The 12,195-nt window shown below is 60.5% G+C and carries 10 protein-coding genes; 5 read left to right on the top strand and 5 right to left on the bottom strand.

Features of this window, described 5'->3' with window-relative positions:
- The first annotated feature begins 116 nt into the window (after positions 1 to 116).
- The 3 genes from SM764_RS03260 (at position 117) to SM764_RS03250 (ending at position 2,722) form a co-directional block, all read left to right on the top strand.
- Positions 117 to 779, top strand: a complete 663-nt coding sequence (locus SM764_RS03260; protein WP_065271228.1) for a GntR family transcriptional regulator — start codon at positions 117 to 119, stop codon at positions 777 to 779.
- Between the two features lie 268 nt (positions 780 to 1,047).
- Positions 1,048 to 2,070, top strand: a complete 1,023-nt coding sequence (locus SM764_RS03255) for a 2-dehydropantoate 2-reductase (protein ID WP_369001139.1) — start codon at positions 1,048 to 1,050, stop codon at positions 2,068 to 2,070.
- A 1-nt stretch (position 2,071) separates the two neighbouring features.
- Positions 2,072 to 2,722 (top strand): TetR/AcrR family transcriptional regulator, encoded by a 651-nt coding sequence (locus tag SM764_RS03250; protein WP_369000988.1) that lies wholly within the window; start codon positions 2,072 to 2,074, stop codon positions 2,720 to 2,722.
- Positions 2,723 to 2,731: 9 nt separating this feature from the next.
- Here SM764_RS03250 and SM764_RS03245 read toward each other — a convergent pair whose 3' ends face one another.
- A complete protein-coding gene (locus SM764_RS03245; protein WP_368947973.1) occupies positions 2,732 to 4,399 on the bottom strand; it encodes an FAD-binding dehydrogenase in 1,668 nt (555 codons plus the stop codon).
- 281 nt (positions 4,400 to 4,680) lie between these two features.
- Between SM764_RS03245 and SM764_RS03240 the strand changes: the two genes are divergently transcribed.
- A complete protein-coding gene (locus SM764_RS03240; protein WP_368947972.1) occupies positions 4,681 to 5,118 on the top strand; it encodes a hypothetical protein in 438 nt (145 codons plus the stop codon).
- A 27-nt stretch (positions 5,119 to 5,145) separates the two neighbouring features.
- On the opposite strand, the gene SM764_RS03235 is transcribed toward SM764_RS03240, so the two are convergent.
- The 4 genes from SM764_RS03235 to SM764_RS03220 all read right to left on the bottom strand — a co-directional run bounded on the left by SM764_RS03235 (position 5,146) and on the right by SM764_RS03220 (position 11,049).
- On the bottom strand, positions 5,146 to 7,581 hold the full coding sequence (locus SM764_RS03235) for a Lon protease family protein (RefSeq protein WP_368947971.1): 2,436 nt from the start codon (positions 7,579 to 7,581) through the stop codon (positions 5,146 to 5,148).
- Between the two features lie 147 nt (positions 7,582 to 7,728).
- Entirely contained in the window at positions 7,729 to 8,394 is a 666-nt protein-coding gene (locus SM764_RS03230; protein ID WP_369000987.1) for a phosphoribosyltransferase, read from the bottom strand.
- 102 nt (positions 8,395 to 8,496) lie between these two features.
- Positions 8,497 to 9,414, bottom strand: a complete 918-nt coding sequence (locus SM764_RS03225) for a CobW family GTP-binding protein (protein WP_369000986.1) — start codon at positions 9,412 to 9,414, stop codon at positions 8,497 to 8,499.
- Positions 9,415 to 9,420: 6 nt separating this feature from the next.
- The gene (locus tag SM764_RS03220; protein ID WP_369000985.1) at positions 9,421 to 11,049 is read right to left on the bottom strand and encodes an amidohydrolase; all 1,629 of its coding nucleotides are present in this window, start codon (positions 11,047 to 11,049) and stop codon (positions 9,421 to 9,423) included.
- Between the two features lie 97 nt (positions 11,050 to 11,146).
- Here SM764_RS03220 and SM764_RS03215 point away from each other — a divergent pair, with 97 nt between their 5' ends.
- Positions 11,147 to 12,106: a LysR family transcriptional regulator gene (locus tag SM764_RS03215; protein WP_065271236.1), complete on the top strand. Its 960-nt coding sequence runs from the start codon at positions 11,147 to 11,149 to the stop codon at positions 12,104 to 12,106.
- Positions 12,107 to 12,195 lie beyond the last annotated feature (89 nt).

Here is a 12,195-nt window from a genome sequence, read left to right as displayed (position 1 = left end):
CCTCTGCAAGCGATTTCCGCATGTAGTCTTCCTCGGACCTTCAGCGGATAATTTCGGCCAAACCTTTGCAGAGCAGGCAAAAGATCATATCAAGGCTTCAGGAGGAGCCAAACCGAATGAAGCTGAACCCCGTCGACATCTCGAAAACCGCCTCGGCCTCGTCGATCGTTTTCGAAGCCCTGCGCAAGGCCATCATCGAAGGTGACCTGAAAGAGGGCGAACCGCTGCGGCAGGATGAAATCGCCGGGCTGTTCAACACCAGCCGGATCCCGGTCCGCGAGGCGATCTCGCGGCTTGAGGAACAGGGACTGGTCAAGACCCAGCGGTACAAGGGCGCGGTTGTGTCTGGCCTCTCCCCGGAAGAGGCACAGGAGATCTTTGATCTGCGGGCGCTCATCGAACCCGAAGTGATCCGCCGCGCGGTCCCGCAGATGACGCCAGAGGTCCTGGAGCAGGCCCGCCAATGTCTGGAAGCGTTTTCCGCATCGGACGATCCCCTGACCTGGGGCCAGCTGAACCGGGATTTCCATTCGCAGCTCTACGCGGCCAGCGGCCTGCAATATCATCTCGATGTGATCGACAATGCCATGGACCGGGTCGACAGATATTTGCGCGCACAGCTGGTGCTATCCAACGGCATGCAGCGCGCCCATGAAGAGCATCTTGCCATTCTTGAGGCCTGCAGCACCGGCGATGCTGCCCTCGCTGCGGAACTTACCCGGGCGCATATCGCAGATGCCTGCACTTCGCTGGTGGAAAACATCGCCAACCTGCGCTGACGCCCAACACACCAATGAACTGTCCAAAGTTTACCGGCAGTCATGGCCTCCGCAGTGCCCTGAAATTGCTCTGAACCTCGGCAAATCGGGCGTTTGCGCAGCATCACATCAGCCTATGAACCAATATTTTACCGCAAAACGGGAAAATATTTCCGCGGAACGGTGAATGATTGTAGAACTGCCGCACGGCGCGTCAGGGGGCAGAGCGCTATCCATTTCTTATTCCACTGTCTGACCTGGCCTCGGTCTGGAGAACGCTCGATTGAACGTGACACCCCGCAGAGTTGTCTTTCTGGGCGCCGGAGCGATCGGGTGTTTCCTCGGTGCGCATTGGGCAGCGGCCGTGCAGGCGGCGGGCGGGCGTATAGGCCTGATCGGACGGGCCGCCACTTGGGCACAGATCGGTGCCGGACCGCTGCGACTGACCGGCGGCACGGCGGCGGACACTGACTTGCCGCTTCTGGATCTGCACGACAGCCCCGAGGCCTTGTCAGAGGCCGATCTTATCGTGCTGACGCTCAAATCCATCGGGTTGGAGCGGGCGATCGAAGAGATCCGCGCCTACGCCACCGAAGGAACGCCGATCCTCTGCCTGCTGAACGGAGTGTCCGCAGTGGAACAGCTGCGTGCCGCCCTTCCCGCTCATCCGGTCATCGCCGGTATGGTGCCCTTTAATGTGGTCTGGGCACCCGGCAACCACCTGCATAGGTCCAGCGCCGGGCAGCTGAAGTTGGAACGCACCCCAGTCAGCACTGCCCTTGCCGAGATCATTGCGGCCACCGGCGCCCCGGCAGAGCTGCAGGATGCGCTGAAACCCATTCAATACGGCAAGCTGCTGTTGAACCTGATCAATCCGATCAATGCCCTCAGCGGCCTGCCGCTTCATGCCATGCTCTGCCAATCGGGGTACCGCCGGATATACGCGGTCACGTTGCGCGAAGCGCTCCAGGTCTATGACGAAGCAGGGGTTACCTGGCAGACCGTCGGTCCCCTCTCCCCGCGGCTGGTGCAATGGTTGCTGCGTTTGCCCGACGCGCTGTTCAATAGGACATTGCTGCGGCTTCAGAAACTCGATCCGGCGTCGATGACCTCCATGGCCGTCGATCTGGCCGCGGGCAGGCCCACCGAAATCGATGCGATCACCGGCGAAATCCTGCGCTTGGCCGCAGCTGCCGACTGTCCAGCCCCCATCAACAGTGCCCTTTACGACCTGATCAAAGCCCAAGAGGCCGCGCCGACGCCAAAGCAAGGCCATTCGGCAGCCGCCCTGGCCCAACTGCTGAGACTGTAAGATGACCCCGTCCGCACAAACACCCATGGTCTTTGGTCCGCTGAAAACACGGAACACGCCGAAACAGGCCCGCGCTGTCCAGCGGATCCACATCATTCTGACCGCGACGGCCGACCTCTTGTCCGAGCACCCCGTGCAAACGATCACGACCACACAGATTGCCGCTCATGCCGGGATCCCGGTCAGCTCCATTTACCGCTATTTCTCCGATGTGGAGCATGTGTTGCGCGAGCTCTACCTGCAAAGCGCGCAGGAACTGCGGGACAAGGTTCTGGAGACGCTGGAAAACACCGAAACAAGACCGGGCTGGCGCGACAGGTTGCATCACATCATCCTTACCCAGAGAGACTATGTACGGAACAATCCTTACTACCGTTTGCTGCTGATCTATTTCGTCTCGGCCCGCCCAGCAGTCGCTGCCCGAGACCGAGAACGTGAATACACCACCGAACTGATGGAAATGCGCTGGAAACGCGGTCAGGACGGGTTTCATGGTGGCGATCCAAAAGTGGTGGCCCAGACGGTACTGCAGATCGCGGTTGCCATGGAGGATATGATCGCGGCTCAGTCCAACCCAGAAAACGCGGATATCTACGCGCAGGAGTTTCTCACCCTGCTGGATTCCTATCTGGCGAATTACCTAGAGGACTGATCCCGGTCATCAGGCAATGCTGTCCGCCCGTCCCACTTGGCGGCCCGAAAAAATACAGCCGCCCAGAAACGTGCCCTCGAGCGCGTTATAGCCATGATAGCCACCGCCGCCGAACCCGGCGACCTCTCCCGCGGCGAAAAGGCCGGGAATGGTCTTGCCATTGGCATCGACCAGTTGCCCATTCAGATCGGTCTGAAGACCGCCCAGCGTCTTGCGGGTAATGATGTTGAGCCGGACCCCGATCAGCGGACCGTTGTCGGGATCCAGGATCCGGTGCGGCTTTGCCGTGCGCATCAGCCTGTCACCGCGATAATTGCGGGCCGCGTGGATCGCCATCATCTGGGCGTCTTTTGAGAACGGGTTGTCGATCTGCGCGTCCCGGGCAGTGATTTCGTCCCGTATTTTTCCGGCATCCAGCAGGCTGTTCCCTTGCAGTGCATTCATCCTGGCGATCAGATCCTCCAACCGGTCAGCAACGACAAAATCCTCGCCGTGCTCCTTGAAGGCTTCCACGTTGGGGGTCGCCTTCTTATTCAAAAGTCGCTGTTTTAGGACCTGTTTCCAGCTTTTGGAGGCAAGGTCCGGGTTCTGCTCTGATCCGGATAACGCAAATTCCTTCTTGATGATTTTCTGCGTGGTGATGAACCAGGAATAATCATAGCCCGTGGCCAGAATGGCCTTCAGCGTGCCAAGACTGTCGAAGCCCGGCATGGCAGGCGGCGCGAAACGGTTGCCGGTCGCATCGAACCACATTGAGGACGGTCCCGGCAGGATCCGGATGCCATGGTTCGGCCAGATCGGATCCCAGTTCTTCACGCCTTCGGTGTAATGCCACATGCGGTCGGCGTTGATCACATGGCCACCGGCCTGCTGGGTGATCGCGACCATACGGCCGTCCACATGGGCGGGAACGCCTGCGATCATGTGTTTTGGCGCGGCCCCCAGCCGGTCCGTCGGCCAGGCCTTGCGCACCAGATCCAGGTTGCCACCGATCCCGCCCGAGGCCACCACCACGCTGGCTGCGCGCAATTCAAAATCGCCAATGACCTCGCGGTTGGTCTTCTGCCCGCGGGCGCTGGTGTCTTCGGCAAGAACCTCACCGCTGATGCCCGTGCAGGCGCCGTTCTGCATCAGCAGATGTGAACAGCGATGGCGGAACTTCAGGCTGATGCGCCCCGCCTTTTCATGCTCCCTGACCCGGCGCTCGAACGGCTCCTGCGTGCCGGGACCCACGCCCCAGGTCAGATGGAACCGTGGCACCGAATTGCCATGCCCCGAACCAAAGGAGCCGCCCCGCTCGGCCCAGCCGACGATGGGAAACCAGCGCATGCCCATGTCATGCAACCACGGCCGCATCTCACCGGCCGCAAAATCGATATAGCTTTCGGCCCATTTGCGCGGCCAGAGGTCTTCGTCACGGTCGAAACCAGCGCTGCCCATCCAGTCAGAATAGGCCAATTCACGGCTGTCACGGATCCCCATGCGGCGCTGTTCGGGGCTGTCGATCAACATCAGCCCGCCCAGCGACCAGAAAGCCTGCCCGCCAAGAAAACCTTCGGGTTCCTGATCGACGATCATGACCGTCTTGCCCCGGTCCGCCAGTTCGGCGGCGGCCACCAGTCCGGCCAGCCCCGCCCCGACGATAATGACATCTGCCTGTTGCTCAGCGTGTTTCATCGTTTCCCCTCCCGACGCGCGGCAGGCTGCGCAACTCCTCAATTGCACCCGGATTCCCCGATCCCTGCCCCGCTGTGCCCCGCATTTGCGATTGAAACCCGAGGCCTCGATCAGGCTAGCAGCTCAATCCGCGACTGCCCAGAATAACCACAGGGCAGCCATCCCGCCCGATTTTGGCCTTTTTGACACAGGTCGCGACCGACGTATTCATGCTCTCGACGGCGGTCGTAAACACGGCATAAAATCCCGCCAAACGGGAACTCTAAACAGGTGAATAACTGGTGGGAAGCAAGGCAGAGTTGGTGCGGTTTTGGTTCGAGGAAATCTGGTACCGGAACAACGACCAAATACAGGACGAGATGTTTTCAACCGGTGCAAAGGCGAGTGGCCCGGTGTCCAATCTGGCAGACAAGGATTTCAGGCCCATCGACATCGTCTCGGCCCTGAAAGCGCGCCTTGAATGCACACCAGAGGTGTCCTTTTCCGTCTTCGAAGAGCTAGGCGACTGGGTAATCACCTGTTTCACGGTAGCTGTCACGAAACACCCCACACGCCCGCCTTTTGATTTTGACGGCCAGATGATGTTCCGGATTAAAGACGACAAGATCGCCGAAATTCACTCGAACCTCAATTATATCAAGATGTTCGAAGGCCTTGGCCAGATGCCGCAAGATACGTTGCTGATTTCTCTGACCGGGGCCGAAATGCAATGGAAATGACGCGTAGCGCGTCCTGACCTTCCGGGATCAGTCCTCTGGATCCGGAGAGTTCGGCGCCTCGTATGATCCCCCCATGGCAGCGCGCGTCTGTGCGAAATCCAGCAGTTTGACCTCTATATTGGCATTGACCGACCCGTCTTCAAAGGCACCGTGCAGATCGCGCAGCCCGGCAGGCAGGCCGGTCAGCTGTTCGATGGCCTCATCCACATGGCTGACCGCGTGGATCTGGAACTGCCCGGCGCGCACTGCCTCCACCACCTCGGGTTTCAACATGAGGTTCTCCACATTGCTGCGCGGGATCAGAACCCCCTGACGGCCTGTCAGCCCCTCGGTACGGCAGACCTCGAAAAACCCTTCGATCTTCTCATTCACGCCGCCAATGGGTTGGACATCGCCCATCTGGTTCACCGATCCGGTCACCGCGAAGGACTGTGAGATTGGCACCTCGGCAAGGGCCGACATCAGGGCGCAGAGTTCTGCCAACGACGCGCTGTCGCCTTCGACGCCGCCATAGCTTTGCTCGAAAACGAGGCTGGCCCAAAGCGACAGGGGTGCGTCCGGCACATAGCGCGCCGCCAGATAGCCAGAGAGGATCAGCACCGCCTTGGAATGGATCGGACCGCCCAGCTTGGCCTCGCGCTCGATATCGACAACACGTCCGGACCCTACGCGAACGCGGGCGGTGATCCGCACCGGCGCGCCAAAGCTTTCTTCGCCCAGCGCCGAAACGGTCAGCCCGTTGATCTGACCGATTTCACTGCCCCGAGTGGAAATCAGGATCTGCTCCCGCGCGATCATCTCGCGCATCCGGTCGCGGATCAGACCACGGCGTTCTTCGGCGGCAGTTATGGCGCCATTTACATGTTTTGCCGAAATGGCCTCAGTCCCCCCCTGGCGGGCGTAGTGATTGCCTTCACGCAGGGTATCCCACAAGGTCTCGATCCGAAGGCTCAGCTTTTCCTGATCCGCCGAGGCGCGCGAGGCGGCATCGATCAGCGCCGCCACACCATCAGCGGTCACCGGGCGCAGCGCCTCTTCCTTCACCAGCGCCGCAACCCGGCGGGCAAACAGCGCAATACTGTCCGCATCGCGCACCATGTCAGGCCCGAAATCAGCGGTCACGCGGAAGAACTTGTCAAAATCCGGATCGTATTCCGCCAGCAACATGTGCAGCATACGATCCCCAACCAGCACAACCCGCACATCCAGCGGGATCGGTTCGGGTTTCATCGTGGTGGTCGAAATCAGCCCCAGCCGTTCACCCGGGGTGATCACATGGACCGCCTCTGTTTCCAAACAGCGTTTCAGCGCATCCCAGGCCAGGGGTTCCGCCAGCACCCGGCGGGCGTCCAGCACCAGAAAGCCCCCGTTTGCCCGATGCAATGCCCCCGGTTTGATCTGGGTAAAATCGGTGACCAGCACACCCTGCATCGCCATATAGTCGATCTGCCCGGTCAGATTGGCCAGCGTCGGCAGGCTTTCCTCAACTACCGGCGCCCGGTCCGCATCTCCCTCATGGGTCACCACAACATTGACATGATAGCGGTGAAACTGCGGATCCTCGCGCAAGGCAGCCAGCCCGGCGGGAAACGGCGCCTTGGAGCGCCCCAGGTCCAGTGACAGGAACAGATCCGCATGGGCCACCAGATCATCCCGCAGGGCCGTGAAATACGGACCAAGCTCGTCGATCTCGACAAAACCGCGACAGGCCCTGTCGACGGCGGCATCCACTGCGATCCGCGCCATTTCCGCATTGAGCCGGGTCAACGCATCGCGCTGTTCCCGCTCCAGTTCGGGCTGGTCCAGAAGGAAATCCTCCAGCTCGCTCTGAATTTCCGCAACCGCGTCGCGGATCTGTATCCGCTCTTCTTCGGGCAGCTTTTCGATCACCTCCGGTTTGACGATCTCATCGTCGCGTTTTGCGGCCAGGGAAAACCCCATCGGCGTACTCAGGATCGCGACATTCCTGGCTTCGGCCTTCTGACGCAGCGCATCAAAGGCCTCTTCGCGCCGCGCATTGTAATCCTGCTCCAGCGCCATCCGCTTGTTCTGGTAGTCTTCGGACACCAGCAGCGCCGGGATATGATTGGCCAACTCCTCAAGCAGCCGGGCCATCGCGTTGCGCAGCCGCACGCCCTGCCCACGCGGCAGACAAATGGCATTGGGCTGATCGGCGTCTTCAAAGTTCTGCACATAGACCCAGTCCTTTGGAATGGGGCGGCTGGCGGCCTCTTCCTCCAACACGCGCAGCACGGCGGATTTACGGCCACTGCCCCGTGGGCCTTGCACATAAAGATTGAACCGGCGGTGTTTCATCTGCGCCGACAGGCGGATCGCCTCCATTCCCCGGCCCTGCCCCAGCGGCCCTTCAAGCGGCTCAAGATCGGCGGTGGTTGCAAACTCGAACTCCGTCGGATCGCAGACCCGTCTCAGCTCATCGGGCGACAGTGCCGTATCAGACATGCAGGCTCCTGATTTGGTTCAGCATGGGTGTGGGAAAGGTGGCATACTTGCGATCACCCCGCCAGTGCCCAGACACAAGCCTTGGGTGAAAACGCAGGCGGATACAATCCTTGACAGGACCACCGGACGCGTTGCCTTGGCCCTATCTCAGGGCGTTTCTGCGGAGGCTGCCTTGGCCGCCGCATCCAAAAGGCGGACGACCTCTCCATCCGAGGTCTGCGAAAAATCGCTGTAGAAGCGCCCAATTGAACCGAAAGGAAAAGGCATTTTCAGACAGATCAGCTCATCTACTTCGTCGCGCAAACTCTCGGCAACATCCCGCGGCGCCACCGGCACCGCCAGCACCAGCCGCGCCGGTTTGCGCGCACGCACGGCCCGCAGCGAAGCCCGGACCGTGGCCCCGGTGGCGATGCCATCATCCACCACAATCGCCGTCCGCCCCCTAAGCGGCACCTGCTTGCGCCCTTTCAGATAGACGTCCCGGCGGCGCCTGATTTCCTCCAGCCGGGGCTGTGACATCCGTTTGATATCCGCCGCCGCAAGGCCAAAGGATCTGGCGATTTCGCGGTTTGTGACAATCTTTGGCTCCGAGCCGTTCACCACTGCCGCCACAGCGAGTTCGGGTTGCTCAGGAGCACCGATCTTGCGGACCATGATCAGATCCATCGGAGCATTCAGCGCGCGGGCAACTTCGGCCGCTACCGGAACGCCGCCGCGCGGCAGCGCAAGGATCACCGGGTCTTGATACCCTTTGCCAGACAGTTCGGCCGCAAGGGCCTGCCCCGCATCTGTTCGATCTTTGAAAAGCGTCATTGCAGCCGCCTCCTGTCCCATGCCTGTATCCGCATTCGCTGGCTATGAACCGAATGTGGATACATGAATACTTGGTACGGGCTGCGCTGTCCTTGATCGACCTCAATCAGCCTTGGCAGGTGCCGCAGAGAGCTGTTTTGCCCCCTGCCACCATGCCTCACAGTCCTGCACCGTGACCTGAGCGGAGAGGCCGATCCCGACCAGATGCGTGTCACCGGGCACGTCAGCCGGGGTAATGCTAACGTCCTGCCCAACCACCTGAATAAGCCAGCCCCGCCCCGGCCTGCCACGCACGAACCCCTTGATCCGGAACAAGCCGGGTGGGCGGGTCTCAACGATCCGGGCGAGTTCCTCCCGGCTGAGAACGATATCCGTGCTGTGATGCCAATGCATGTAATCCGGATGTGCCTTGGCCCCCCGCTGCGGCTTGCTGCCGGGGTCCGGCTGCAACAGCAGCAGTTCGGCCACATGGTCTGCATCGCTCAGCAGAACCCGGGCCGACCGGCTGTCGGCGGCCAGCCCAAGGGCCACAGCCGCCGGTATTTCTTCGGTCTTGCTGACCAGCACCAGATCAGCGCAGGCCACCTGATCGCGTATCTGCGGGCCGATCAGCGTATCGCTGGAAAGGCTCTGATAGCTGCCCGCATCGACCACGGTCACGATACCGCCAAAACGCATCTCTGGCTCTGCCACGGCGGCATTGGCGATCTTTTGCGGATCAGCAATGCCGCTGGCCTCGATGATCAGATGGTCCGGGCGCGGATTGCGGTCGAGCACATCGGCAATCGCCATGAAAAGGTCCGCCCCCATTGTGCAGCAGACGCAGCCATTGGTCAGGGTCAGCGTGTCCTCATCGGCGCTATGCAGCAGTTCGGCATCGATATTGATGGCGCCGAAATCATTGACCAGAACCATCAGACGCTGGCCATGCGGCGCCGACAGAAGGCGATTGATCAGCGTGGTCTTGCCCGCGCCGAGGTACCCCCCGATCACGGTCATTGGCAGGCGGTTGTCAATCATGGCGGATCACAGCAGATGCACCCGACCGCCCGACACTGTGCCCAGAACCGGCACGTCCTTCAGCGCCATCGGGTCCACCGCGGTCGGGTCCTCCCCCAGCACTGCGAAGTCGGCTTTCTTACCAGTCTCGATACTACCGATCTCATCATCGAGGCGCAGAGTATAGGCCGCGCCAAGGGTGATCGCGCGCAGGGCCTCTTCCACGGTGATCTGTTGCGCCGCGCCCAGGGTTCGGCCGCTCATGGTCTGGCGATTGACGGCGCACCATGCGGTGAACAGCGGCGCCAGCGGCGTTACCGGCGCATCGGAATGGATCGTCATATGCACACCTGCGTCCAGCGCGGCTCGGCAGGCATCCATCCGCAGGGCGCGATCCTCGCCAATGGTTGCCTCTGCGTGCTGATCGCCGAAGTACCAGATATGATTGGCAAAGATATTGGTGCAGATCCCCAGCTCCGCGCAGCGTTCGAACTGATCACGCCCCATCATCTGGCAATGTTGCAGCACGTGGCGATGCCCCTGCCCCGGCGCCCGGCGCAGAGCTGCCTCGATGGCATCAATGGCGACCTCAGAAGCTTCGTCGCCGTTGACGTGGATATGCATCTGCACGCCTTCACGCTGCATCACTTCGCACAGGGCGTAGATCTGATCGGGTGCAGTGTTCCAGATGCCATTGGGCTGTCCGCCCACGTAGCCGGGCCATTTCACCCGCGCGGTCCAGCCCTGGATCGAGCCATCGGTCATCAGCTTGACCGCCCCGAGGCGCAGCTTGTCAGTGGAGCGGGCGCGCAGATCTTTGGCCCGGGCGGTGATCTGTTCGGGCGTTGCCCCCATTGCCCCCTGCGCAGGCACGATGCGGACCGGGAAATCCGGTGCGCCCGTCACCTCGAGCATGACATCCAGATCGCTGTCTTCCATGGTAGAGAAGAGATCTGCGATCGTGGTGACGCCCGCGCGTTTCGCGACCTCACCATAGGTCTGGATTGATGGCGCCTGCTGGGCCAGACTGCGGAAATCGATGCCAAGACGGCGCATCACCGGGAACATTGCTGCCATCTCCTGCAACTCGCCGGTCGGGCTGCCGTCCGGGCCCTTCAGCACCCCTTCGGCATTTGTTTCCCGGCTGTATCCCGCCAGTTCCAGCGCCTTCGAGTTCACGCACATCAGGTGGAAATTGGAATAGATGATGGCAATCGGGCGGGTGGTGCTGATCTCATCCAGATGGTGCCGATTCAGCCGCTCGGTGGGCAGGAAAATCGGATCAAATCCCCAGCCGATCAGTGGCACGTCCTCACCCAGAGATCCGGCGTACTCCGTGAGGCCGGAAATTACCTCGCCTATGTCCGTCATGCCCGACCACATACGCCCGTCGGGGTCGATCCGGTCGTGATATCCGGCATAGGCATAGTTCCACATCGCCCCAGCCATCATATGAGCATGACCTTCGACAAAACCGGGCATCAGCACCGCATGACTGAGGCTGTCATCGCGTTCGACAGCGCCCCATTGCTGCGCGCAATCGGCATCGCCAACAGCCAGAATTTTACCGTCCTGCACCGCGACATGGGTCGCTACCGGAGTGTTCGGATCCTGAGTGATGATTTTTTTTGCTTTGAAAACAGTGATTTTTGACATGGGACACCTTTGGGTTCCCCTTTGGGATATCCAAGCTTTGAACATTGGAAAAATGTAATTACTGTCGAGGTAACCCGCAAAAAATGCAGGAATTGCTATGCGTTTCACGCTCAAACAACTTCGCTACTTCGATGCGGCGCTGCGGACCGGCTCCATCGCACGGGCCGCTGTCGAGATGAATATTTCGCAATCCTCGATCACCGCGGCCATCGACATGATCGAGCAAACGACGGGCACTGAACTCTTGCGGCGGCTGCCCGCGCGCGGGATCGTCCCAACCAGCAGCGGGCTGGCCGTAGGCGAGCGGGTTCAGGAATTTCTTGAGCAATCCAGGATTTTTGAATCGGATCTGATGTCCCTGACCGGTGATCTGGCGGGGACCCTGCGGATGGGTTGCTATGCCCCGACCGCGCCCTATGTGCTGCCGCCGATCCTGAAACGGATTTCCGAAGACTACCCGTCGATCAGCATCGAGCTGAAAGAGGGTGACATGCAGTCGATTGCCGATCTGCTGAGCTCTGGCGCCATCGATGTGGCGCTGACCTACCGGCGCACCACGCCAGAGGCGCAGCCTTTCATTCCGATGTTCCGTGCCACGCCGATTGCCCTGATCCCCGACGAGTCACCCTTGGCCCAAAAGCCGGAGGTCGATCTTCAGGATCTGGCGGAATTGCCGATGATCCTTCTGGACCTACCGGGGACACGTGCCTATTTTTGCAGCCTTTTCGAAGCCCGTGGCTTGCGCCCGAATATTGCGCATACCACCAAAAGCTCGTCTGTCCTGCGGGGGCTTGTTGCAGCGAACTTTGGCTATGCGCTGATGAATATCTGCGGCCCTAACGACCGCGTCGGACAAAGCGGCTATGTCGCCCGCCCAATCAAGGGCGATCTGGAATCACCACAATATGGAGTGGCTTACACGCCTGCGTCACAAAAATCTGCCATCGTGAAATCGGTTCTGGCCTCCTGCCGCGAGGTGGCGGAGCGCGGGGATTTTGATGATTTACTGTTTTCTAACCCGCAGGAAACACCCTCCTCTGTTCACATCTTCCGCTAAAAAATGAGACTTTCACCCCTGCAAAAGACTGTTTTCTGAGACGAGTGAGCGAGACTAGCCTGATTGAAACAGCAAAAAAACGATCAGGG

The organism is Pseudophaeobacter sp. 1A16562 (genome assembly GCF_041008785.1).
In the GTDB taxonomy this organism is placed as follows: Bacteria; Pseudomonadota; Alphaproteobacteria; order Rhodobacterales; family Rhodobacteraceae; genus Phycobacter; species Phycobacter gallaeciensis_A.
The sequence above is the reverse complement of the archived record's forward strand: the minus strand, read 5'-3'. Positions and strand labels throughout refer to the sequence as shown.